The 24,064-nt window shown below is 65.6% G+C and carries 20 protein-coding genes and 1 tRNA gene; 10 read left to right on the top strand and 11 right to left on the bottom strand.

Annotated elements, in window-relative coordinates; translation table 11 throughout:
* The first annotated feature begins 5 nt into the window (after nucleotides 1-5).
* The 5 genes from purH (at nucleotide 6) to dxs (ending at nucleotide 5,120) form a co-directional block, all read left to right on the top strand.
* Nucleotides 6-1,592 (top strand): bifunctional phosphoribosylaminoimidazolecarboxamide formyltransferase/IMP cyclohydrolase, encoded by a 1,587-nt coding sequence (purH, locus tag LHJ54_RS01320; protein WP_228241879.1) that lies wholly within the window; start codon nucleotides 6-8, stop codon nucleotides 1,590-1,592.
* Nucleotides 1,593-1,697: 105 nt separating this feature from the next.
* Complete coding sequence (locus LHJ54_RS01315) at nucleotides 1,698-1,835, top strand: hypothetical protein (protein WP_228241878.1); 138 nt, start codon at nucleotides 1,698-1,700, stop codon at nucleotides 1,833-1,835.
* Entirely contained in the window at nucleotides 1,832-2,512 is a 681-nt protein-coding gene (gene msrA / locus LHJ54_RS01310; RefSeq protein ID WP_228241876.1) for a peptide-methionine (S)-S-oxide reductase MsrA, read from the top strand. Before LHJ54_RS01315 ends, msrA begins: the two co-directional genes overlap by 4 nt.
* A gap of 42 nt (nucleotides 2,513-2,554) precedes the next feature.
* Nucleotides 2,555-3,016 carry a Fur family transcriptional regulator gene (locus LHJ54_RS01305; protein ID WP_228241875.1) on the top strand — a complete coding sequence of 154 codons (462 nt, stop codon included), beginning with the start codon at nucleotides 2,555-2,557 and terminating at the stop codon, nucleotides 3,014-3,016.
* Nucleotides 3,017-3,197: 181 nt separating this feature from the next.
* Nucleotides 3,198-5,120 (top strand): 1-deoxy-D-xylulose-5-phosphate synthase, encoded by a 1,923-nt coding sequence (gene dxs / locus LHJ54_RS01300; RefSeq protein ID WP_228241874.1) that lies wholly within the window; start codon nucleotides 3,198-3,200, stop codon nucleotides 5,118-5,120.
* A gap of 91 nt (nucleotides 5,121-5,211) precedes the next feature.
* Here dxs and LHJ54_RS01295 read toward each other — a convergent pair whose 3' ends face one another.
* The 5 genes from LHJ54_RS01295 to LHJ54_RS01275 form a co-directional block, all read right to left on the bottom strand.
* A complete protein-coding gene (locus tag LHJ54_RS01295) occupies nucleotides 5,212-5,907 on the bottom strand; it encodes an NnrU family protein (protein WP_228241873.1) in 696 nt (231 codons plus the stop codon).
* Nucleotides 5,908-5,913: 6 nt separating this feature from the next.
* Complete coding sequence (locus LHJ54_RS01290; protein WP_228241872.1) at nucleotides 5,914-6,423, bottom strand: FKBP-type peptidyl-prolyl cis-trans isomerase; 510 nt, start codon at nucleotides 6,421-6,423, stop codon at nucleotides 5,914-5,916.
* Nucleotides 6,423-7,802, bottom strand: a complete 1,380-nt coding sequence (locus LHJ54_RS01285) for an amidohydrolase family protein (protein ID WP_228241870.1) — start codon at nucleotides 7,800-7,802, stop codon at nucleotides 6,423-6,425. The genes LHJ54_RS01290 and LHJ54_RS01285 overlap by 1 nt, the downstream gene beginning before the upstream one ends.
* Complete coding sequence (locus LHJ54_RS01280) at nucleotides 7,799-9,076, bottom strand: amidohydrolase (protein ID WP_228244257.1); 1,278 nt, start codon at nucleotides 9,074-9,076, stop codon at nucleotides 7,799-7,801. The genes LHJ54_RS01285 and LHJ54_RS01280 overlap by 4 nt, the downstream gene beginning before the upstream one ends.
* 128 nt (nucleotides 9,077-9,204) lie before the next feature.
* On the bottom strand, nucleotides 9,205-10,824 hold the full coding sequence (locus LHJ54_RS01275) for a peptide MFS transporter (protein ID WP_228241868.1): 1,620 nt from the start codon (nucleotides 10,822-10,824) through the stop codon (nucleotides 9,205-9,207).
* 157 nt (nucleotides 10,825-10,981) lie between these two features.
* Here LHJ54_RS01275 and LHJ54_RS01270 point away from each other — a divergent pair, with 157 nt between their 5' ends.
* From LHJ54_RS01270 to LHJ54_RS01255, 4 genes are all read left to right on the top strand, one after another.
* Entirely contained in the window at nucleotides 10,982-11,317 is a 336-nt protein-coding gene (locus LHJ54_RS01270; RefSeq protein WP_228241866.1) for a GntR family transcriptional regulator, read from the top strand.
* Nucleotides 11,318-11,453: 136 nt separating this feature from the next.
* The gene (locus LHJ54_RS01265) at nucleotides 11,454-11,735 is read left to right on the top strand and encodes an integration host factor subunit beta (protein ID WP_228241862.1); all 282 of its coding nucleotides are present in this window, start codon (nucleotides 11,454-11,456) and stop codon (nucleotides 11,733-11,735) included.
* Between the two features lie 53 nt (nucleotides 11,736-11,788).
* Nucleotides 11,789-11,873 (top strand) — tRNA-Leu (locus tag LHJ54_RS01260).
* A gap of 159 nt (nucleotides 11,874-12,032) precedes the next feature.
* The gene (locus LHJ54_RS01255) at nucleotides 12,033-12,650 is read left to right on the top strand and encodes a PilZ domain-containing protein (RefSeq protein ID WP_228241860.1); all 618 of its coding nucleotides are present in this window, start codon (nucleotides 12,033-12,035) and stop codon (nucleotides 12,648-12,650) included.
* 10 nt (nucleotides 12,651-12,660) lie between these two features.
* On the opposite strand, the gene msrB is transcribed toward LHJ54_RS01255, so the two are convergent.
* The 4 genes from msrB to LHJ54_RS01235 form a co-directional block, all read right to left on the bottom strand.
* The gene (gene msrB / locus LHJ54_RS01250; protein WP_228241858.1) at nucleotides 12,661-13,170 is read right to left on the bottom strand and encodes a peptide-methionine (R)-S-oxide reductase MsrB; all 510 of its coding nucleotides are present in this window, start codon (nucleotides 13,168-13,170) and stop codon (nucleotides 12,661-12,663) included.
* 51 nt (nucleotides 13,171-13,221) lie between these two features.
* Nucleotides 13,222-14,559 (bottom strand): cytochrome P450, encoded by a 1,338-nt coding sequence (locus tag LHJ54_RS01245; RefSeq protein WP_228241856.1) that lies wholly within the window; start codon nucleotides 14,557-14,559, stop codon nucleotides 13,222-13,224.
* A 127-nt stretch (nucleotides 14,560-14,686) separates the two neighbouring features.
* The gene (locus tag LHJ54_RS01240) at nucleotides 14,687-15,919 is read right to left on the bottom strand and encodes an ABC transporter permease (RefSeq protein ID WP_228241854.1); all 1,233 of its coding nucleotides are present in this window, start codon (nucleotides 15,917-15,919) and stop codon (nucleotides 14,687-14,689) included.
* On the bottom strand, nucleotides 15,916-16,950 hold the full coding sequence (locus LHJ54_RS01235) for an ABC transporter ATP-binding protein (RefSeq protein ID WP_228241852.1): 1,035 nt from the start codon (nucleotides 16,948-16,950) through the stop codon (nucleotides 15,916-15,918). Before LHJ54_RS01235 ends, LHJ54_RS01240 begins: the two co-directional genes overlap by 4 nt.
* Before the next feature lie 44 nt (nucleotides 16,951-16,994).
* On the opposite strand from LHJ54_RS01235, the gene queG reads away from it, so the two are divergent.
* A complete protein-coding gene (gene queG / locus LHJ54_RS01230; RefSeq protein ID WP_228241850.1) occupies nucleotides 16,995-18,071 on the top strand; it encodes a tRNA epoxyqueuosine(34) reductase QueG in 1,077 nt (358 codons plus the stop codon).
* On the opposite strand, the gene LHJ54_RS01225 is transcribed toward queG, so the two are convergent.
* On the bottom strand, nucleotides 18,055-19,281 hold the full coding sequence (locus LHJ54_RS01225) for an NAD(P)/FAD-dependent oxidoreductase (RefSeq protein ID WP_228244256.1): 1,227 nt from the start codon (nucleotides 19,279-19,281) through the stop codon (nucleotides 18,055-18,057). The genes queG and LHJ54_RS01225 overlap by 17 nt on opposite strands.
* A 5-nt stretch (nucleotides 19,282-19,286) precedes the next feature.
* Complete coding sequence (locus LHJ54_RS01220) at nucleotides 19,287-23,990, bottom strand: NAD-glutamate dehydrogenase domain-containing protein (protein ID WP_228241848.1); 4,704 nt, start codon at nucleotides 23,988-23,990, stop codon at nucleotides 19,287-19,289.
* Nucleotides 23,991-24,064 lie beyond the last annotated feature (74 nt).

Below are 24,064 nucleotides of genomic sequence, written 5' to 3'. Positions count from 1 at the left end.
AGACCATGAGCGATGTAGCAGTCAGGCGGGCGTTGCTGTCCGTTTCGGACAAGAGCGGTGTTGTGGAAGTCGCGGAGGCTCTGGCAGCGCGCGGGATCGAGCTGGTGTCCACCGGCGGCACGGCCAAGGCGCTGCGTAGCGCCGGGTTGACAGTGCGCGATGTGGCTGAGCTGACCGGCTTTCCCGAAATGATGGACGGGCGGGTCAAGACGCTGCACCCGATGGTGCATGGCGGCCTTTTGGCTGTGCGTGACGACCCGGCCCACGCTGCGGCGCTATCTGAACACGGGATCGAGGGCATCGATCTGGTCGTGGTGAACCTCTATCCCTTCGAGCAGACCGTCGCGGGCGGGGCGGATCGGGATACCATCATCGAGAATATCGACATCGGCGGCCCGGCAATGGTGCGGTCGGCGGCGAAGAACCATGCCTATGTCACCATTGTCACCGATCCCGCGGATTACCCGGCGTTGGTGGCCGAACTGGACGAAGCCGGCACCACCTCGCTCGGGTTTCGCAGGCGCATGGCCGCCAAGGCGTTTGCTGCCACGGCTGCCTATGACGCGGCCATCAGCCAATGGTTCGCCCATGCCGATCAGGGCGAACTCTTCCCCGCTCGCCGCGTGCTGGCAAGCCGGCTGCACGCCATCTTGCGGTACGGGGAAAACCCGCACCAGCAGGCGGCGCTGTATCTGCCAGAGGGACCGCACACGCCGGGTCTGCCCCAGGCGCAGCAGGTGCAGGGCAAGGCACTGTCCTACAACAACTACAACGATGCCAATGCCGCGCTGGAACTGGTGGCCGAGTTTCGTGACGGCCCGCCAGCGGTGGTCATCGTCAAGCACGCCAATCCGTGCGGTGTTGCCACTGCCGACACGCTGGCAGGCGCTTGGGCCGAAGCATTGGCGTGCGACAGCGTGTCCGCGTTTGGCGGCATTGTCGCGGTCAACCGGCCGCTCGACGGTGCCACGGCGGAAGCGATCTGCGCGATCTTTACCGAGGTAGTGGTCGCACCTGGCGCGGATGATGCGGCGCGCGCCGCCTTCGCCCGCAAGAAGAACCTGCGCCTGCTGCTGGTGCCCGACCTGCCCGATCCCCGTCGCGTCGGGGTGCAGCAGATCGTCCTGGCGGGCGGGTTGCTGGTCCAGACGCGCGACAACGCCACAGTGACAAAGGCGGACCTCAAGGTGGTGACCAAGCGCGCTCCTACCGCACAGGAATTGGAGGACTGCCTGTTCGCCTGGACAATCGCGCGCCATGTGAAATCCAACGCCATCGTCTATGCCAAGAACGGCGTCACCGCCGGTATCGGGGCAGGCCAGATGAACCGGCGCGACAGCAGCCGCATCGCCGCGCTGAAGGCGGCGGAAGCTGCGCAGAGCCATGGCTGGTCGCAGCCTAGAACCGTCGGCAGCGCGGTGGCGTCCGACGCGTTTTTCCCCTTTGCCGACGGCCTCCTCGCAGCAGCTGAAGCCGGTGCGACCGCAGTGATCCAGCCCGGCGGCTCCATCCGCGATGAAGACGTGATCGCTGCCGCCGATGACGCTGGGCTGGCGATGGTCTTCACGGGAATGCGGCACTTCCGCCACTGACAGCTTACATGCGACTTTTATGAACAAAGCACGACCGCCTCATTCAGAGCGAGGCAAATGCCGGGCGGCTACTTAGGCGTGGACCAGAGCATAAGGACCGCCGCCATGACCTTCGTGAGATCAGACCTGTTCCATAATATCGCCATCGGTTTTGTGATCGGCACGTTCCTGTCCCTGCTCCTCGCCGGGCCGGAAATGTGGAGCGCAGGCGCGCCGGATGCCTTGATCGCCTTTATCCGGTGATCCGTGCGCTGGCGGTGACGTGCGCGCTGCTTGCACTGCCCGTCACCGGCTGTTCGGGGCCATCCGTTCCATCGTGGAGCCCTGTCGCCGCCCCGGCCGCAGCGCTGGTGGCGGACGAGGGCGCCGGGCTCAAGACCGCGATTTTCGCGGGCGGCTGTTTCTGGAGCGTGGAGGCGGTGTTCAGCCAGACCCGCGGAGTGACCGATGCCGTGAGCGGTTATCACGGCGGTACGCAGCGCAGCGCCCGGTATGATATCGTTACCAGCGGCATGACCGACCATGTGGAAGCGGTGCGGGTGACCTACGACCCAGCGATCGTGCGTTACGACCAATTGTTGCAGCTGTTCTTCTCGGTTGTTGCCGACCCCACGTCCGGAGATCGCCAAGGACCTGACCGCGGCCCGGAATACGCCGCTGCGCTCATCACTGCAAACGGGCATCAGCGATTGGTGGCCGAGCAGTATCTTGCCCAGATGAGTGCGAGCGGCAAATGGCCCGCACCGATTGTTACCCCGGTCGTGGCGGTGCGGACGTTCTACCCCGCCGAACCTGTTCATCAGGACTTTGCCGCGCGCAACCCTCAGCACAGCTATATCCAGCGCTGGACCAAACCCAAGGTGGAGGCGTTGCAGCGGCTTTACCCGGGCCTTTACTCGCCAGCATCTCCGCACGGCTGAACACCGCTTGCGCGGGAGACCGGCCCGCCATATCTCCCCCGCATGGCTGCGCATGGACATCGGGAACACACGGGCGAGGCGCTGACGGGCGCGGCGCGGGAGGCGCTGGGCAACGCCGGGGAACAGTGGACCGGCATGCGCGCCGCCGTGTTCGAAGAACTGGCGCGGCATGAACGCCCCGCGTCCGCCTATGACATCGCGGACAACCTGTCGAAAGCCCGTGGCAAGCGGGTCGCCCCCAACAGCGTCTATCGCATTCTCGACCTGTTCGTGCGGACGAACCTGGTCAATCGCATTGAAAGCGCCAATGCCTATCTGGTGAACACCCATCCGGGTTGCCGGCACGATTGCATCTTCATGATCTGCGATGCCTGTGGTCAGGCCAGCCATTTCGACGACGACCGGCTGACGGGCGAGTTGATGTCGGCATCCCGTGCCGCCGGGTTTCGGGCGGATCGCCCGATCATCGAACTGCGCGGCACCTGCGGCAATTGCGCTGCCTGAGAGCGCACACGTCAATTCCGACAAGTGGTTGTCTGGAACCCGGTTCCAGCGGGGACCGAAGATCTGCTGGTTTGCCGTAGTCGATCAAGAGTTGCGCCCGAACCGTTCAAGGTCGCCCGGGTAGCTGAAGCAGCGGATTGTCGAATCGACAAGCCGCGTTCTGACGATTACGGAGGGGTGGATGAGTGACAGCTTGAAGACGCCTCTCCTCGATCAGGTCCGCCTGCCAGAGGATCTCCGCCGCCTTGACAAGGGCAAATTGCGCCGGCTGGCGGACGAACTGCGGGCCGAGATGATCGATGCGGTCGGATCAACCGGCGGCCATCTGGGATCGGGCCTTGGCGTGGTCGAACTGACCGTGGCGATCCACTATGTGTTCAACACGCCCGACGACAAGCTGATCTGGGACGTGGGGCACCAGGCGTATCCGCACAAGATCATAACCGGCCGGCGCGACCGCATCCGCACGCTGCGGCAGGGCAACGGGCTGTCAGGGTTCACGAAGCGGGCCGAAAGCGAATACGACCCGTTCGGGGCGGCGCATTCCTCCACCTCGATCAGCGCCGGCCTGGGGTTCGCCATCGCCAACAAGCTGACCGGCGCGCCGGGCAAGGCGATCGCGGTGATCGGCGATGGCGCCATGTCGGCGGGCATGGCGTACGAGGCGATGAACAACGCCGAACAGGCAGGCAACCGGCTCGTGGTCATCCTGAACGACAATGACATGAGCATCGCGCCGCCAGTGGGCGGGCTCTCGGCCTACCTCGCGCGCATGGTGTCTTCGTCCGAATATCTGGGGCTGCGGTCACTGGCCTCCAAGGTCGCGCGAAAGCTCAGCCGGTCCATTCACTCCGGTCTTGAGAAGGCCGAAGAATACGCCCGCGGCATGGCGACCGGCGGCACATTGTTCGAAGAGCTGGGCTTCTATTACGTCGGGCCGATCGACGGGCACAACCTCGATCACCTGATCCCGGTGCTGGAGAATGTGCGCGACAGCGAGCAGGGGCCGATCCTGGTTCATGTGGTGACCACCAAGGGCAAGGGGTATGCCCCGGCCGAGGCGAGCGCCGACAAATATCATGGCGTGCAGAAGTTCGACGTCATCACCGGCGAGCAGAAGAAGAGCGCGGGCGGACCACCTGCTTACCAGAACGTGTTCGGCGATACGCTGGCCAGGCTGGCCGAGGCGGACGACCGGATCGTCGCCATCACCGCCGCAATGCCGTCCGGCACCGGCGTCGACAGGTTTGCGAAAGCGCACCCTGACCGCGCCTTCGACGTGGGCATCGCCGAACAGCACGGCGTGACCTTTGCCGCCGGTCTGGCGGCCCAAGGAATGCGGCCGTTCTGCGCCATCTATTCGACATTCCTGCAACGCGCCTACGACCAGGTGGTGCATGACGTGGCGATCCAGAACCTGCCCGTGCGATTTGCCATCGACCGGGCCGGGCTGGTTGGTGCGGACGGGGCCACTCACGCGGGCAGTTTCGATGTGACCTATCTGGCAACGCTGCCTAACTTTGTGGTCATGGCTGCCGCTGACGAGGCGGAACTGGTGCACATGACCTACACCGCCGCTTGCTACGACGACGGACCGATCGCGTTCCGCTATCCGCGCGGCGGCGGTGTGGGCGTCGAACTTCCTGCCGAGCCGCAGAGGCTGGAGATCGGCAAGGGCAGGGTCGTGCGGGACGGAGCGAAGATCGCCATCCTGTCGCTCGGCACCCGCCTCGCCGAAGCCCTGAAGGCGGCCGACCAGCTTGAGGCGAAGGGGCTGTCCACCACCGTTGCCGACCTGCGTTTCGCCAAACCGCTTGACGAGGCGCTGATCGACCGGCTGCTGCGAACGCATGAAGTCGTCATCACGATCGAGGAAGGCGCCATCGGCGGACTTGGCGCGCATGTGCTGACCTATGCAAGCGACCACGGGTTGACCGATGCGGGACTGAAGATTCGCACCATGCGCCTGCCCGACCTGTTCCAAGACCAGGACGATCCGGTACGGCAATATGACGAGGCAGGCCTCAACGCGCCGCAAATCGTGGACACGGCGCTGTCCGCCCTTAAGCACAATTCGGTGGGAGTGGAGGAAGCGCGGGCCTGACCGCGGCCGGCGGCGCGCTGGCCCAGACTTGCGTGGAGGCAACGCACCGGCCGGATTCAGGATCGCTGGCACATCGGCCCGGTTGCGGTCGCTATGACGCCGTCCACCAAATCCACAAGCCTGCCGGAACACCGCCCAGCGGAATATGCGCCCAGGTGATCGCCAGCCATGCGGCGATAGCGGCCGCCCAGAGGAGCCAGTCCGCCGACAGCATACCGCTCCAGCGAGGCCAGAAGGTCGTCTGGTTCTCCCAATCTTGCCACCTCGGTAGCGCACGGCGCTTGCGCCGGTCCTGCCCTGCCGCTCCGGCCAGTGCCAGGATCAGCACCGCGATGGCAACGATGGTCGTTCGCCAGCTCCACAGCAGCGCCAGATGGGCGACCGCCCACAGGGCAAAGCTCCACATCATCGGGTGACGGGTGACGCGGAAAACGCCGGTCGGCATCCGATTGGCCAGCCGCGAAGCCGATACGGCCGGCAGGGCGGGATTGCCGCGAAGGGAGCCGAAAAACAGCACCAGAGCCGGGATGGTCAATCCACTTGCCACGAACCAGCCGGCGCTGCCGCTCGCTCCGCCCAAGTCACCTGCCGGCGCTGCGCGAAATGCCTGTGCCATCCACCAGATGGCGGCGAGCGCCACGGCCGAGTAAAGCAGCAGGAAGCCGCGTTCGCCGATCCATCGGACGAGCGGGGCGCGCAGCGGGTGGGACAATGCCAGATGGGTGGCAACAAGGCTGGCGGACGCGAGCCCCAGAAACAGCAGCGGCATCATGCCTGCGTCGACCATCGCGCCCTATTTTATTCCCAGCAACTCCACCGTGAACAGCAGCGTCGCGCCGCCCGGAATGGGTCCGCGCCCCTGCGGTCCATATGCCAGATCGGCAGGCGCGGCAATTTCAATAGTGTCGCCCACAGCCATCTGCGGAATGGCGAGCTGCCATGCCTTCACCAGGCGACTTAGCGGGAATGTGGCTGGTTCGCCCCGGTCATAGGAACTGTCGAACACGGTCCCGTCAAGGAATGTGCCACGGTAATGGACCGTCACGGTGTCATCGACTGTCGGACGCGGACCGGTGCCGGCACCTGCCACGCGGCGCCATTTCAACCCGCCCGGCATGACCTGCCAGCCATCCTCTGCTTTCAGGGTGCCGATATACGCTTGCTGCTGGCTCATCCAGGCAATGTCCTGCGACCGGTCGGGCGGGCTGTTCTGCATCGCGCCCGCAACGCTGACCGCCAGCACCGCCGCGCCGGCCAGTGCCAGGGCAGCCAGTGTGCCGCGCGAGCCGTGCGGCCTGGCCATCAGAAGTCGTATGCCTTGGGCTGGTCGGCGGTATCCAGATCGCGATACCGTTCGCGCAGACGGGTCTGATGGTTGTCGCGGGGCTGCTCAACCCCGTCGATGTAAACGGCGAGGGGCGTGCTGCCGACTTCCAGCGGATCGCCGTCCCATATCACCACGTCACCCGCAGCGCCTGGCCGCAGCACGCCATACCGGTTCGCGAAGCCCGCGATCTCTGCCGGCACCGAACTGATCGCGGCGAACGCCTGGCCCCAGCTGAGCCCTTCTCCGCCGGGCACACGGGCCAGCGAAACGAGGTTGCCGGCATATTGCGCCATGTTGCGCGGCTGGTCGCCGGTGCCGCCGGTCATGTTGCCGATGGCGACCTTGACCCCCGCGCGCGCCATGCGGCCGACATTGCTCTGCGTTGCGCCAAGTTGTTCGAAACGCGCGGGCAGGTTGTCGAGCGGGTCGGCAATCACCGGAACGCCTGCGCGGGCGATGTCTTCGGCCGCCAGCCACCCCTCGCTTGCACCCACCAGCACGAGGCGAAGGGCGGGGAACTCCTGTCGCAGGGCAAGTACCTGGCGGATGTCGGCGGCGCGTTCCACCATGACATAGAGCGGCTGCCGGCCGCTCACCACCGGACCAAGCGCGGCGGCGTCGAACCGGGTCAACAGCACATCGTCACGCCGGGCGCTCTGCGTGTCGACCAGCCGCGGGTCGAGAGGAATGTCGTCGCCGGTGTCCACCGCACGCGCCTGTCCGCCGCCGGTCAGCGCCGGATCGCGGCCATATTCGCGCGCCTCGCGCAGGGCATTGCGGAGCAGGGCATGCGCGCTCGCGCGGCTGCCGCCGGCGATGGCGCCGCCCTGTTCCCCCAGCGTGACCAGCTGGAACGCGCGGGGACGGACCACCATGCGCGGGTCCGCACCCAGATCAACAACGGCGCCCTGTCCGCCGAAGATGGAGGAGGCGGGCCGGGTGACGACCGACGCGCGGGTGATGCCCGCCGCGCGGACCACGCTGACGCTCTCCGACGCGGGGTTCAATGCTGTCTGCACGTCCAGTGCGGCGCTGAACGGGGACCGCGGCGCGCGTTCGTCGTTGCTGTCCTGCACACCCTCCACATCGGACAATCCGAGCGTGGTCATGGCGGAGAACAGGCCCGGAGTGACCCAGCGTCCGGTTCCGTCGATGGCCTGCATCCCGGCGGGGACGGCCACGCCCGGACCGGCCGCCACAACCTGTCCGCCGCGGATGACGACGGTGGCTCCTTGCACCGGGTCCGACGCGTCGCCGGTGGCGAGTGTGGCGTTGGTGATCGCCACATCCTGTGCCGCCAGCGGAGTGGCAAGGGCGAGCAGGGCGGCCGTGCCAGCCAGCAGATGCCGCATCATTTCACATCTCCCTGACCCGGCTGGCCGAGTTCAAAGTCACTGACCGGCCGGCGGTTCGTCACCGCGTCGAACATCAGCGCGCCGTCGATCCACACCTTTTCAGGGCGCGAATAGACCGATAGCGGATTGCCGTTCCACAGCACCACGTCGGCCATCTTGCCCGCTTCCAGACTGCCGGTCATCTCGGCGATGCCCATGGCGCGCGCGGCGTTGAGCGTGATCCAGCCGATGACCTCCGCATCCAGAATGTCGATGCCCATCCGCCTGCCCGCCGCCTGCGCCTTGGCGGCTTCCTGGTTCAGGCGCTGAATTCCGTTCTCGTCGTCGGAATGTATCACCACGCAGGCATCGGCCTGTCGCAGCAGGGCGGCATTTTCCGGAATACCGTCATACGATTCCATCTTGAAACCGTACCAGTCTGCCCAGATGGCGGAGCACACGCCGTTTTCGCGCAGCAGGTCACCGATCTTGTAGGCTTCGACGGCATGATGGAAGGCCGTCACCTTGTAGCCCATTTCCTTGGCCATATCGAGGACCAGGGCCATCTCGTCGGCGCGGTAGCAGTGGTTGTGGACGAGGATTTCCCCATCGAGCACGCCGGCCAATGTCTCATTGGCGAGGTTGCGTTTCTTGCGGTCTCCGTTGGCGTATTCGCGCGCGTCGAGCCAGGTCTGGCGGTTGACGGCCATGTTGCCCATGCGGGTGGAAGGGATGCGGCCACGGCTGCCGTAAACCCGCTTGGGATTTTCGCCGCACGCCATCTTGAGCCCATGCGGCGCGCCGGGGAACTTCATTTCCTGAACCGTGCGACCCGGCACGTTCTTGAGCGTGACGGACCGCCCGCCGAACAGGTTGGCCGAACCCGGCAGGATCTGCAGCGCGGTTATACCGCCATTGGCAAGAGCGCGGGTGAAGCCAGGGTCCTGCGGCCATACCGAATGTTCGGCCCAGACGGCGGGCGTCGTCGGATCCGTCGCTTCGTTCCCGTCGGCATGTGCGTCGACCGAAGGCGTGGGATAGTTGCCAAGGTGGGAATGGATGTCGATGATGCCTGGCGTCACGAACTTGCCGGTGCCGTCCACCCGGTCGTATCCGGCGGTGGACAGCGAGGCATCACCCACCGCCACGATCTTGCCGTCGCGCAGCAGCACCGTGCCGTTGTCGATCCTGCGGCCCGCACCATCGTACACGGTCGCGCCGACCAAGGCGGTGGGACGACCGGGGTAGGCCCGATAGCTGGAGGAGTAAGGCTGCCGGCCGTCCTCTCCGACAATGGGGCCGGAACGGGCAGCCGCGGATTGGCCGCCTCCGGTAGTGGTGCAGGCGGCAAGCGCCCCGCAGGCGAGCGCCAATGTGGCGGCGCGCAGCGAAAGTGACAGACGCTTCACGTGAACTCCTTTGGTCAGATGGTGCCCGGGCGGTTCTGCGGGTGGACGCCGGGCGCTTGCCCGCTGGCCGACGGATGCATCCCGCCTTCCTGCGCCTCGACGCCCGCCTGCGCCTGCCCTTCCAGATCGCTGCCGACGTCGTCGTCACGCAGCGTGTCTAGGTGCATCAGCCGCTTGATGAGCGGGCTGATGATCATGACCGCCACGCCTACGCCCACGGCGGTCCAGCCAACGGTGGAATACACGCCCAGGACAACTTCCTTGCCGGCTGTCTCGCCGACGCTCTCGGCGCCTGTTGCCGCCGCTATCAAGCCGGCAGCGAAATTGCCGGTCGCGGACGCAAAGAACCACACGCCCATGATGAGCGAGGCCATGTGTGCCGGCGCCAGCCGGTTCATGGCGGACAGGCCAACGGGGGAAAGGCAAAGCTCGCCGGTGGTGTGCAAAAGATAGATGAGGAAGATGAACAGAACCGGCGTCGGGACGGTCACGCCAACCGACTGCGCGCCCCAGACCAGCACGAGAAATCCAAGGCCCACCTGTACCACGCCCAGCCCGAACTTGAGCGGGGTGGATGGTTCGATCCCGCGCTGGCCCATCCAGGTCCACAAGGTTGCGAAAACCGGTGCCAGCAGGATGATGTAGATCGCGTTGATCGACTGGAACATCGCCGCCGGGACGCCGCCGCGGTCCACGTGACGATCGGTGAACAGGTTGAGCGAGGAACCCGCCTGTTCGAACAGGGCCCAGAAGATGATGGACGTTATGATGAGGAACAGCGCGGCGAAGATCCGGTCGCGTTCATCCGGTTGCAGTTTGGTGACGGCAACCCCGATGACATAGGCGACAAGCAAGCCCCCGAACACGCCCAGGAGATAGCCGACCACCGCCTGATACTGCACCAGCGCCCAGCAGACCGCGACCAGAACCAGGCCGATGCCATACATGGACCATTCCCGCCCCTTCGCCAGAGGCTTGGGCGGCTCTCCCCGGCCAAGCAGCAGCGGCTTGCCCCAGATGAACACGATCAGGCCGGCCAGCATCCCGATCCCCGCGAGGCCGAAGCCATAGGCCCAGCCATAGGTTTCCCCGATATAGCCACACAGCAGCGAGCCAAGCGCCGCGCCAAGGTTAATCCCCATGTAGAAGATGGTGTAGGCGCCATCCCGGCGGACATCCGTGCGGGGATACAGCTGTCCGACCATCACCGAGATGTTGGCCTTGAGAAAGCCCGACCCCACGATGATCAGCGCCAGGGCCAGCCAGAATACATAGATCACCGGATTGTCGGTGTTGCCGGCGGCCGGCTCGCCCTCGAATGCCATGAAGAAGTGGCCAAGCGTCAGCAGCACCGCGCCAAACAGAACCGCCTTGCGTTGGCCGAGGTAACGGTCGGCCATGTACCCGCCAACGACGGGCGTGATGTACACGAGCGCAGTGTAGGCGCCGTAGATGATCCCCGCGTCGCTGTCGGAAAACAGCCAGTGTTTTGTAAGATAAAAGATCAGCAGCGCGCGCATGCCGTAGTAGGAGAACCGCTCCCACATTTCGGCAAAGAACAGCATGAACAGCCCCTTGGGGTGTCCCAGGAACGTGCCTGCGGAATCGCCGTGAGGCAGCTGCTGCGTCGCCATGTAATCGAACCCTCCAGATCGTCGGCGGTGCGGTCGCAAACGCGCCGGACGCCATTTTGCCCGCACCCTAGCGTGTGTTTCAATCTTGTGAAGCTTTAGCTGCAGCAAAGCCGAGCGAAACTTGCCTGCCGCGCTGTATTATGCCACTGCTTCACCCATGAGCAGCCAGCCTGTCTATCTGCGCCTGCGCGACGATATCGCAGCTGCCATCATGGACGGCCGGTACGCGGAGGGCGAGATGCTGCCCTCTGTCCGCCAGCTTGCCGCCGAGGAAGGCGCCAATCCGCTCACCGTCGCCAAGGCTTACCAGCAGTTCCAGACGGATGGCCTTGTCACCGTGCGTCGCGGCATCGGCATGTTCGTGGTGCCGGGCGCGGCAGACCGCTTGCGAGCCCTGGAACGCCGGCGCTTCCTGGCCGACGAATGGCCGGAACTGCGCGCACGGCTGCGGCGGCTGGACCTGTCGTTGGAGGACATGCTGGCCCGCGAATGAGGAGCCGGGGCGACTGCCGAATTTTGCACACCGCATTGCACAAATGTTAATAATGATGTTAGTGGATGCATCGGGAAGCGCTTTTTGCTAGTCTGCCAGACAGCCGAATGACTGCTGGAATCGCGGGGAGGTTGCAATGATCAGGTCCGAACTGCTGCACGAGCTGGCGCGGGAAAATCCCGACCTGCGGGCCGAAGAAGTGGAGCAGGTGGTCGATATCTTTTTCGACGAGATCACCAAGCGGCTGGCCGATGGCGGCCGTGTGGAACTGCGCGGCTTCGGCGCGTTCTCCACGCGCGAGCGGGACGCGCGCGAGGGGCGCAACCCTCGAACCGGCGACAAGGTCGAAGTCCCGGCCAAGCGCGTTCCATACTTCAAGCCTGGCAAGGAAATGCGCCAGCGACTCAACAGCGACTGACCGCGAAAGCAATTGCCCACCGCCACCCCCCGCGCTAGCGGCGGATGCGTCGCGCGGGTGTGGCGGAATGGTAGACGCCGGGGACTTAAAATCCCCTGATCCTTGATCGTGCGGGTTCGAGTCCCGCCACCCGCACCATGGCGCGCTAAGTCGATCTTAATCCTGCTAACGCGCTGATTCCGTAACCTTGTGTTAGAATCATCTTAAGAACTGACCGATAGCCTCCGAAGCAGAGAACAGACGGATTCTTAACGGAAACATCAGCAAACGGGGCAGGGTCGCCGCATGGATTTCGCTATGTTGAAGCACGCGGAAGCGTTCGATGACACACTCGAGGAAAAGCGGGCCGCACCCCGGTACATCTCGCTCATCCGCGCGGCCAAGCTGATCTTGCCGCAAGGAGAGTTCGTTTGCGTGATCCGCGACGTCTCGCAAGTCGGTGTGAAGATCAAGACGTTCCACTCCCTTCCGGCCATCGGCGCGGATGCCAGACTGGAGCTGCAGAACGGGGAACGGTTCGAAGTAGCCGTCATCCGCGTTGAACAGGGTGAGGCGAGTTTCGCGTTTTCACAGCCGGTCGAGGTCGATCGGCTGATCCGGGAGCACTGGGCATATCCCAAGCGGCAATTGCGGCTGTCCGCCACCCTCGCGGTGACCCTCCACACCCCCACGGCGGAATGGTCGGGCATCGTCAGCAACATATCGCAACAGGGCGCCCGGATCATCAGCGATGCGAAACTTGCCCGCGATCAGATGGTGCGGATCGAAGCGGAACAGTTGCCGGAATTGCGGGCCAAGGTGCGCTGGCGGCGTGACGGCGAATATGGCCTCGTATTCGAGAACACTTTTCGACTGGCCGAATTCGCCCAGCTCGCTGCGCGCCTGCAGTGTCCGGAGCTGCTGCGTTCCGCCTAGAAAATTGCGGCTAAGCGGCGCGAAAGGTCAGCGCCGCGCCGTTCATGCAGTATCGCTTGCCGGTGGGCCTGGGCCCGTCGTTGAACACATGGCCCAGGTGCCCGCCACAATCTGCGCAGTGCACCGCAACCCGCGGGAACAGCAGGCTGTGATCCAGCTTCTTGCCAACCGCTTCTGGCAGCGCGGCGTAGAAGCTGGGCCACCCGTTGCCGCTGTCGAACTTAGCAGCCGAGGAGAACAACGGCTTCCGGCACCCCGCGCACTGGAAAGTCCCCGCGCGGTATTCTGCATTGAGGGCGGAGGAATAGGCCCGCTCGGTCCAGGCGCCGCGCAGCACCCGGTACTGCGCATGTGTCAGCCGGCGTCGCCATTCGGCGTCCGGCAGGTGCACGGGAAAGCGTGTCTGTTCGGCCGAACTGACACCGCATCCGCCCACGCCCATGACGACCCCGGCTGCGCCCAGCAGCCTCAACGCATCCCGGCGGGAGTGACGAGAATCGAGGACGGTGCGGTAAATCACGACAGGTTTGTGCCAGCCTGTCGCTGAACCCGCGCTGGCCGGCCGTGACTTCTAGAACCGGGTCAATTCCACTTCCAGCTTGCGGAACCCGTGAACGAAATTGGCGCGCACCCGCTCCACGTCACCGGCAACGTGAACCCGCATCCGCCGCGCGTGCATTTCCTCCAGCAAGATGCGCAACTGCAGTTCCGCCAGCCGTGCCCCCACGCAGCGGTGAATGCCGTAGCCGAACGCCAGGTGCCGACGCGCGTTCTCGCGGCTGATCTCCAGCTTGTCGGGGTTGTCGAACACCGTCTCGTCCCGGTTGGCCGACAGATACCACAGGACCAGCTTGTCGCCCTTGCGCACCTGCTGCCCGAACAGTTCAGCGTCCTCGCTTGCGGTTCGGCGCATATGCGCCAGCGGTGTCTGATACCGGATGCATTCCTGAACCGCGTTGGGGATCAGGTCCGGGCGTTCCTCGAAAGCCTTGCGCTGGTCCGGAAACCTGTCGAACGCATGGATGATGCCGGACATGGTGTTGCGGGTGGTATCGTTGCCGCCCACGATCAGCAGGACCAGATTCCCCATGAACTCCTGCGGGTCCATCTGGTTCATGGCGGGCGAATGGATCATCATGGAGATGAGGTCCGGTCCCGGCTCCTGCCGCGCCCGCTCGCTCCACAACTGCTGGAAGTACGCAGCCATCTCCATCAGCAGGCCCTGGCGCAGATCCTCCATCTGCGGCACCACGGCAAGCTCGGTATCCCCAGCCCAGTCGGACCAGAAGGTGAGCAGCCGCCGGTCATCCCACGGAAAGGCGAACAGGATGGCGAGCATCTGCGTGGTCAGCTCGATCGACACCGTGTCGACCCAGTCGAACACCTTGCCATAGGGAAGTCGGTCGAGCACTTCGCCGGTGCGCTGGCGGATGTCCGGCTCCAGCCGCTTCATCTCCGCCGGAGTAAAGGCTGGTGCGACGGTGCGCCGCTGGCCCGTGTGCTTGGGCCGGTCCATGGCGATGAACATCGGCAGTTCGAAGCGTTGCCGACCACGCCGGGCGAGTTCTTCGTCCGTTTCGCGGTTGATGATGGTGATGCCGCCATGTTCCCAGCTGGATGAATAGAGTTCGGGCAGCGACTCGATGTGCTGGATCGCATCATGCTTGACCACCGCCCAGTACGGGCCAAACGGGCTCTCCGGGATGTAGTGCATCGGCCCCTCGGCGCGCATTCGGGCGAAGATCGGCTGCCAGCGGTCCTCGGCGTAGATGTCGGACCGGCTGACGTCGAACGGATGGGGGTGGTGCGGCCGGGCTTCGGGATGTTCCGCGTAATGCTGCCTGAGCGCTTCCGCCGCGGTAGGGGATTGGCGGAAGGTGAAGCCGCCGTGCGACTGGTCGCCCATCATGTCTCTCCAGATGTCGCCGGTTGGCCCGGTCGTTTCGCAAGCATTGTGACGCAGTTTACACGCTTGTCAATTTCCCCGCTGCCCTCGCGTGCTGGCTAGAGCGCCCAGCCGCCGAGGCATGGGCAGGTCAGGCCGCGCCCCTGGCTCTTCGCCCGCGTAGCCGCTCCAGCAGAGGTCTTCGCGGGGCGCCCGATTGCATGACCCGGCGACGGAACAGTGCTGCCCCCGCCTTGATGAAAATGGCCACCCAAAGCGCCTGCCAGGCAAGGCCGAGCGCGTGGAGCCCAAGCCCCGGCTGCACCGCGCCGTGCGCCAGGAGCGCATAGGGTGAGGACAGCGGGAACACCGTCGCGAACCACCCCGCCAGCCCGTCGGGGTCGGCAACCGCCATCCCGGCCAGGAAGAAGATCAGCACCTGGCTCATCGTGACCGGCATCGACAGTGTCTGCACCTCGCGCACTGTCGCCGCGAGCGAGCCGATGGCGAGGAAGATGGAGCCGAGCAGCAGGTAATTCATGGCGAAATAGAGAACGAACAGCGCCAGGAACGCCGGCCAGCCGACCGCCGGGTCGGGAAAGACAGGCAAAATGTCGCGCGCCGCATACAGCGCCACCGCGGCAACCCCGCCCCAGACCAATATGCCGACGAAGGAGATTGCCAGCATGGCGAACAGCTTGCCCAGGAACACCGCGTCCATCGGTATGGCGGCCGCCAGAATTTCGATGATCTTGTTGCCCTTCTCCTCGACCAGGTTCGACAGCACCATGCCGGCCAGCAGCATGGACAACAGGAACAGGAGGAGTTGCGCGCCCTGCGCGACCGTCAGCCGACCGCTCTGCCGGTCCGCGGTGCTGTCCGCTGCCGCCTCCAGTCCGAGCGAGAGCGGTTCGAGTGGCCGTTCGCTGCGCGTTTCTGCCAGCAGCAGCGATACTTCGCCCCGCCAGCGTTCCAGCTGCGCGGGCGAGCCGGTGAGAACGGGGTTCGCCAGCGTTCCGGAAAGAATGGCAGCAAGGCCGGCGTCGTTGTTCCGCAGGACGGTGCGCGGGTCGCCGGCATTTTCCGGTAGCTGGCGGATATGGGGCAGATCGACGTTCAGGCCGGCTGTCAGCTGATGATGCGTCGCCACAAGCTGCACCGCATCATCGGCGGGCAGCATGATGCCGAGCACCGGTGTCTCGACCGAGTCGCGCACCTGACTGCCGATGGTGCCGGCCAGCCCGCCAACCACGATGGGAAACAGCGGACCAAGAAGGAAGAAAAGGAATGTCTTGCTCAGCAGGATGGCAAGAAAGTCCCGGCGGGCGATGACATAGGCCGCCTGCCACAGGGGAAGTCGTTCCGCGCGGCGCGTCTGGGTCATGATCGCGTTCCCGATCGCTCAGGCTGATCGTCCTGCAGCGCGCGCGCCGCGGCTTCGCCTGCGATGTGCACAAATGCGTCGTGCAGACCCGCCCGTTCGATCGACAGGGACAGGATCCCTGCCTCCCCCTCGATCAGAGCCTTCAGCAACGGCTCGATCCCACTGTCGGGAAGGGCGAACGACCACCAGTGACCACCGCCCGTCTTGTGTTCAGCCCTTGCGTCGGCGGGCAGGGCAGATCGCCAGCGACCATCGCCTGCACGTGTTTCGAGCCGGACCTGCGCGGGGATGCGATCGCGCGCTTCGTCCACACCACCTGCGAACGGCACCTTGCCGCCGGCGATGATGGCGATCTGTTCGCACAATCGTTCGGCATGGGCGATGACGTGGGTTGAAAAGATCACCGTGGTGCCTTGGGCTGCCAGCCGGCGGATCATGCCTTCAAGCTTGCCCTGGTTGATGGCGTCCAGGCCTGAAAACGGCTCGTCCAGCACCACCAGCCGCGGACGGTGCACGAGGGTTCCGATCAGCTGCACTGTCTGTGCCATGCCTTTCGACAGGTGGCGGATCTGCTTCTCTGCCGCATGCGCCAGACCGTGCTCTTCCAGCAGCGCCCGCCCGCGTTTCCGCCCTTCCCTGAGCGGCAGGCCGCGCAGCGATCCCATAAAGGCGATGGCCTCCACGGCCTTCATCGACGGATACAGGCCGCGCTCTTCGGGCAGGTAGCCGATCGCGCGGGCCATGTCGTGCGGCCGGTCGCTGCCCAGGATGCGGCGGGTGCCCGCGTCCGGGTCGATGATGCCCAGCAACATGCGCAGCGTCGTCGTCTTGCCGGCGCCGTTGGGACCGAGGATCCCGTAGATGGAGCCGGTCGGCACCGCGATATCCACGCCGTCCACGGCCAGCGCACCGTTGAATCGCTTGACCAGGCCGCGGGCTTCGATGGCGAGCGGGGGTGCCGAAACGCTTGCGCCCGATGGTTCAGCCGCCGTATCATCGCTTTGCGGCCTGAGGCCAAGCACCTGCTCCATTCTTCCGTGATACAGGCGAGGTGCTTACAGGAGCAACCCCAAGCATGGTTAATGCCGAAGTGATCGATGCCCTGGCGGCGGAGCTGCGCGTAAAGGCGCGTGAACTTGGCTTCGTCGTGTGCGGCTTTGCATCCGCCGACGAAGACCCGCTGCGCCGCGCCCGCCTGCTGGAATGGCTCGGGAAAGGTCGCCATGGCACGATGGGTTGGATGGAGGCGCGCAGCGATCAGCGCGGCGGCGTGCGCAGCCTGTGGCCCGACGCGCAAAGCGTCATCGCGCTCGGCATGAGTTACGCGCCGCCAGGCGACCCGCTCGCGCTGGCCGATCGCGGCGACGTGGCGCGTGTCTCGGTCTATGCCCAGGGCCGCGATTACCACGATGTCGTGAAAAAGGCGCTGAAGGCGCTCGCCCGCTGGCTGATCCCGGCGGCGCAGGACGCGGGTTTTGCCGGACCGCAGCTCAAGGTGTTCGTCGATACCGCACCAGTCATGGAAAAGCCGCTGGGGCAGGCGGCGGGGATCGGCTGGCAGGGGAAGCATACCAATCTGGTGAGCCGGGAACATGGCAGCTGGCTGTTCCTCGGCGCGATCTACTCCACGCTGCCGTTCCGGCCGGACGCCGGGCACCGCGACGGTTGCGGATCGTGCCGCGCGTGCCAGGCGGCCTGCCCGACCGACGCGTTCCCGGCACCGTACCGGCTGGATGCGCGGCGCTGCATCTCCTACCTCACCATCGAACACGCCGGGCCGATCCCGGATGAGTTCCGTGCCGCGATGGGCAACCGCATCTACGGCTGTGACGACTGCCTGGCGGTGTGTCCCTGGAACAAGTTCGCCGATGCCGCCCATGCGCATGCCAAATTCGTTGCGCGTGCCGATCTGATCGCCCCGCCGCTGGCCGATCTCCTCATCCTTGACGATGCCGCCTTCCGTGCGCGCTTCTCCGGCTCGCCCATCAAGCGGATCGGGCGCAACCGCTTCGTGCGCAATTGCCTGATAGCGGCGGGAAACAGCAGGCAGCGGGGGCTGCTGCCGCTGGTGGAGCGATTGCTGACGGATCCTGATCCGGTGGTGGCCGAAGCGGCGGAGTGGGCGCGCCTGCGGCTTACAGCAGTTCCTTGAGCGGGATCGAGGTATCCACCAGCCGTGCCGGATCGATCTGCGCGCGCGCTTCAACCAGCCTGCGTCCCTGGGCATAGTCGCGCGTCGCGTTCACGCAGTCTAGCGCAATGACGCGGCCTTCCTTGAGGTAGATTACGCAAAAGGAGCGCGCCACCGGATCGCCCCGCAGCACGGTGGTGTCGTAGCCGCTGGAGAGACCCACCGTCTGAAGCTTCAGATCATACTGGTTGGACCAGAACCAGGGGACCGCCCGGTACGGCTGCGGGTCGCCGCAAATCGCCTTTGCCGCGACACTTGCCATGTCGTTGGCGTTCTGGACCGACTCCAGCCGGATCACCTTGCCATCAGCGAACGGGTTGGCGTGCGCGGCGCAGTCGCCAATGGCGAAGACGTGGTCGAGATTGGTGCGGCAAAATTCGTCGACATCGACCCCGTCGGCGCCGGCAGCGCCGGCCGCCATCAGCGGACCGACGGAGGGGACGATGCCGATGCCGACCACCACCAGGTCGCAGGGGATCTCCTCCCCGCCTGTCAGGCAGACGGCCGCCACCCGGCCATTCTCACCGCGCAGGGCCTCTACCTTGCTGGACAGCAGGACGGTCACTCCCTGCGCCCGATGTTCGGTCAGGAAGAACTCAGACAGCTCTTCGCCCGCTACCCGCGACAGGAGGCGTGGTTCTGCTTCCACCAGCGTGACGGTATGGCCCAGCTTGCGCAGCACTGCCGCCGCCTCCAGGCCGATGTAGCCGCCACCCACCACGCAGATGCGGCGCGGACCGACGGCGAGTTCATCGCGCAGCTGATCGAGATCGTCGCGGGCGCGCACGGCATGGATGCCGTTCAACTCCGCGCCTGGGCACGCGAGCATGCGCGGCTCGCCACCGGCGGCCCACACCAGATCGCCGTAAGCGATGCGTGTGCCGTCCGACAGCACCGCGACATGTTCGTCCGGCAGCACATCCGTCACGTTGGCGCTCAGCCGGAACGCGATGCCTCGCTCGCTCCAGAAGGCGGGCGGGCGCAGCAGAATGCGTTCAAACGGCTTGTCCCCCCGCAGGTACTCCTTGGAGAGCGGCGGGCGTTCATACGGCAGGTGCCGATCGCGGGTGAGGATCAGGATCGAACCGGCAAACCCGTTCTGTCGAAGGCAGATGGCGGCCTGGGCACCGCCATGTCCCGACCCGACGATGAGGGTGTCGACCCGCTCCACCACCGTCATCGACAGAGCAGATTGCGCGCCATGCTGGCGATTTGTGCCAGCATCGGGGCGGTCACGCCGCCTTCGCGTTGCGCCCGCTCTATCATGCTGCGGAACCGTTCGATCGCCTGGGCGTGCTGGTCCATCCACGCCGATACTGCCGCGGCCAATTCGCTGGAGGTCGTCCTGCGCCGCGCCACCCGCCGCAGGAAGTCCAGCCGCAGCTGCTGGAAGTCTCGGGCAAGGCCGGCAACCAGCAGCCGCTCCCAAACGTCCGACGGGTTCATTACTGCTGCGGTGCCCTGTGCCCAGTCGAGGCCCAGCTTTTCGCCCAGCGCAATGAAAATTGCCGCGAGGGCATGAGCATCGACCCCGATGTTACGTGCGAGATTGGCAACGCCGATCGCGCCATCCATGTCGAACAGGTGCGCAACCTGCTGACCCAGCGGCGATGGTGCGCCAAGCTGTTCCAGGGCGTCGAGGATGCGGGCCGAGTGCTGCTTCCCTTGCGGAGCCAGGAGTTCACGCGTGTTTGTCCCCAGTTCGGTGACGCCCGGAGTCAGCGCGTCCAGCACGCCGGTCGGAGAGTCGAGGGAAAGCCCCGTTCTCAGCAGATCCGCCATCTCTGCCCGCATGGCCAGTGCCAGCCTGCTGAGCAGGAGAAGGCGCGCGGCTTCCGGCATGGCGGCGGCCTCGATCTCTTCCCACAGCGTGTCGATGCCGAGCAGCGTTTCCACGATGAGATAGGCGGCCGCCACCTGCCCCAGCGAAGCGCCCTCTTCCTCCGCCAGTTCGAACGGGTGCAGGATACCCAGCCGGTTGACGATGCGGTTGGCAAGTTTGGTCGCCACGATCTCGCGCCGCAGCCGGTGCCGCTGAATGGCCTTGGCGTAATCCTGCTGCATCGGGCGCGGAAAGGCGCTGAGCAGCAAGGAACTGTAAGGGCCTTCGATGGGCGGATCATCGCGCTCGATATGGTCCTGCAGCAGCAGCTTGGCCGACGACAGCAGCACCGCCAGTTCCGGCCGCGTCAGGCCGCGCCCGTCAGCCGCCCGGCGGCCAAGCACGTCGTTCTCGGCAAGGCCTTCCGTGTGCCGGTCCAGGGCGCGTAGCCCTTCCAGCGTATTGATGAGATGGATGTAGGATTCGCTGGCGTCCGCTCCCCCGCGCTCGGCAATGGACAGGGCAAGCGCCTGGTCGCGATTGTCCTCGAGGACGATCTGCGCGACCTCCTCGGTCATCTCTTCGAGCAGAGCGTTGCGCCGTTCCTGGCTCAGCTTGCCCGAGCGCTGCAACGGCGCCAGCGCGATCTTGATGTTGACCTCGTTGTCGGAGCAGTCGACGCCGGCCGAGTTGTCGATGAAGTCGGTGTTGAGGCGGCCGCCGTTCAGGGCAAATTCGATCCGACCTGCCTGCGTCAGGCCCAAGTTGGCGCCCTCTCCGATCACTTTTGCGCGCACGTCTTCGCCGTTGACGCGCAGTGCATCATTGGCCGGATCGCCCACGGCCGCGTTGTTCTCCGCCGCGGCTTTCAGATAGGTCCCGATGCCGCCAAACCACAGGAGATCGACCGGCGCCTTGAGAATGGCTGAAATCAGCGCTTCGGGTTCCCAGTCCGCCTGTTCCACCCCCAGCGTCGCCTGCGCCGCCGGTGACAGGGTGATCAGCTTGGCGTCGCGCGGATACACCCCGCCGCCGTCCGAGATCAGAGACGCATCGTAATCCGCCCAGCTTGAGGTTGGCAGGTTGAACAACCGCTGCCGTTCCTGCCAGCTGTGCGCCGGATCCGGGTCGGGATCGATGAAGATGTGCCGGTGGTCGAACGCCGCGACCAGCTTGATCGCCTTGGACAGCAGCATGCCGTTGCCAAACACGTCTCCCGACATGTCGCCGCAGCCCGCAACGCGCACCGGGTCCGTCTGCACGTCCACGCCCAGTTCGAGGAAATGCCGCTGAACGGAAATCCACGCGCCCTTGGCGGTGATCCCCATCGCCTTGTGGTCATACCCGTTCGAGCCACCGCTGGCGAAGGCGTCCCCCAGCCAGAAGTCTCGTTCCAGTGCGATGGCGTTGGCCACGTCGGAAAACCGGGCCGTGCCCTTGTCGGCGGCGACGACGAAGTAAGGGTCGGGTCCGTCGCGCACCACCACGTTCTGGGGATGAACCACCTTGTCCCTGACGACGTTGTCCGTGATCGACAGCAGCGACCGAATGAACACCTCGTAGCTGGCCTGTCCTTCGGCCGCCCATCCCGCGCGATCAAGCGCGGGCGAGGGGAGCTGCTTGGGGTAAAAGCCGCCCTTGGCGCCGGTGGGAACGATAACGGCGTTCTTGACCCGCTGCGCCTTCATCAGGCCGAGGATTTCAGTCCGGAAGTCGTCGCGCCGGTCGGACCAGCGCAGACCGCCCCGCGCCACCGCGCCCGAGCGCAGGTGAATGCCTTCGACGCGGCGGGAATAGACCCACATCTCCCGCCAGGGCAACGGCTTGGGAAGGCCGGGAACCAGTGCGGAGTCGATCTTGAAGGCCAGCGTCTCTTCGGCGGCAGGGGCAAAGGCGTTGGTTCGCAGGATCGCCTCGATCAAGGAACGGTACAGTCTGAGCAGCCGGTCGTCATTGATCGCGTGCACCTGCGCCAACGCCTGACGGATGGTGGCCAGCGCCTCGGCCGCGGCGGATTCGCGATCGCCTTCGAAGGCAGGGTCGTGTTGCACGGTGAACAGCGAAACCAGCGCGCGGGTGATCCTGGGCGAGTTGCGCAGCGCGTCGACCGCGGTGGCCACGGTAAAGCTGATCCCCGCCTGCCGCAGATAGCGGTAGAAGGCGCGCAGCCAGTTCGCTTCCCGCGCCTGTAGTTGCGCTTCCACCACCAGCGTGTTGAAGACATCGTTCTCCGCCTGCCCGTTCAGCACGGCGGCAATCGCATCCTCTAGGATGTCCGCCCGTTCCAGCGCGGATGTGGCCACGGCGGCACCGGGTGCGGCCAGCACGAAGTCGTGGATCGTGCCGATGCGACCGTCATCGAGAGCGGTCGGCATCTCGGTAAGAACATGAAAGCCGAAGTTTTCCAGCGCCGGCACCGCGTCCGACAGGGGCAAGGTGCCGCCCCAATGGTACAGCTTGAGCCGCAGCGTCGTCTGCTTGTCGCCTTCGCTGCGGTAGAGCCGTGCGCCCCGGCGTGCACCATCGCCATCCGTTGCCGCGATGGCGCGCAGGCGCAGGATGTCCAGGGCCGCTTCGGCCGCGCCGTTCTGAGCGCGATAGCCAAGCGGAAAGGCATCGGCGAACCGGCTGGCGAGGGCTGCTGCCCGGCCGGGGTCTTCCATCGCGGCCAGTTCCCGCTCCACCGCCTCGCGCCACCCGCGCAGCATGTTCTGCAGCCGCTCCTCTATCTTCGCCTCGTCCTTGCGGGCACCGGCCGCGCGCAGGTCGAAAACGAAGCGGATCAGCGCCAGATTGCCGCCTTCCACTTCCAGGCTCCAGTCGAGCAGCTGCGCGCCCGTGTCCTGTTCCAACAGGTGCTGGATCCGCCGCCGCGTCTGCGTCGACAGCAGATCGCGCGGCAACCAGACGAAGGCGAACAGATGGCGGGCGAGTGGCGACTCCACCATCACCAGACGAGGACGGGGGCGATCCACCAGGGTCATCATGGTGGTGACCACCCGCGCGGTGTCTTCTTCCGAAAATACGATCAGCAGGTCGTGCGGCAGGGAGGTAAACGCATGAACCAGTGCCTTGCCGGCATGCCCGTTGGCGTCAAAATCGAGCTGATCGAGCAATTTTTCCAGCTGCCGCCGCAGGCGCGGAACCGAGCGTGGCGGGGTTGCCAGCGCGGCGCTGGTCCAGACGCCGACGTGGACCGACAGGGCGGTCACCGCTTCGCCTTCGCGGACCGGTACGATAAACAGGTCGAGCGGCACCCGCCGGTGCACCTTGGATATGTGATTGGCCTTGATGATGAGCAGTTGACGGTCGCGGTTCTCCGGCGCTTCGAACCAGGCAAAGGCGCGATCGAACGACGAATCGGCAAGGATCTGGCGGGCGCTTTTGCGGCAGATGCCGAGCGGGCGCACCATCGCGCCGTCCCGTTGCCGGGTGACATGGCCCAGCTGGGTCAGCATGCCCTGGTTGAACCAGCGGAGGAGATCGGCCGCTTCGCCCTCGGCAAGCCGTTTGGCATCGGCGGCCATTGCCTTTTGCAGCTTTGCCCAGTCCGCGACCGCTGCGCGCACGTCTTCCAGCACGGCGCGGAGGCTGGCGGCAATTGTCCGCCGTGCGCGCGCGTCGACCCGCGGCGTTTCGATATAGATCATCGACTCGCGCAGGCACCGATGATCCGGGTCGTCGGGAATTGTGTGCAGCTGACCCTGTGCGTCGCGATCGACTGGCACTACGGGGTGGACCAACCGGTCGATCGACAGCCCTTCGGCTGCGATGGCGGCTGCCACCGAGTCGACCAGGAACGGCATGTCGTCGTTGACGATCGCCATGCGGGTGTAGCGGCGTTCTTCGCTGGCGGTTTCGATGACGATGGCGGGCTTGCCGGGTCTGCGCAGCGCCGCGGCAGCCAGCATGAACCGTGCGGCCTGCTCCTTCTCGGTCGGCGCGAAAGGTGTGTCGCCGGGCAGCAGCGAGCTGTCTATCCGACCGATGAGGCTGCTCAACAGAGTGTCGGAAACCTGCGGCTGCGGGGCAGCCGCACTGGCGATTACTGATGCCATTTCAAGTTCATCCATCTCCGGCGCAGGTGCGCCGGTCCTCTTCTACCCGGCTCCCCTTGAGGGGGGTTTCATGG

The sequence above is a fragment of the Porphyrobacter sp. GA68 genome, from assembly GCF_022605525.1.
In the GTDB taxonomy this organism is placed as follows: Bacteria; Pseudomonadota; Alphaproteobacteria; order Sphingomonadales; family Sphingomonadaceae; genus Qipengyuania_B.
This window is presented reverse-complemented; position numbering and strand designations above follow the sequence as displayed.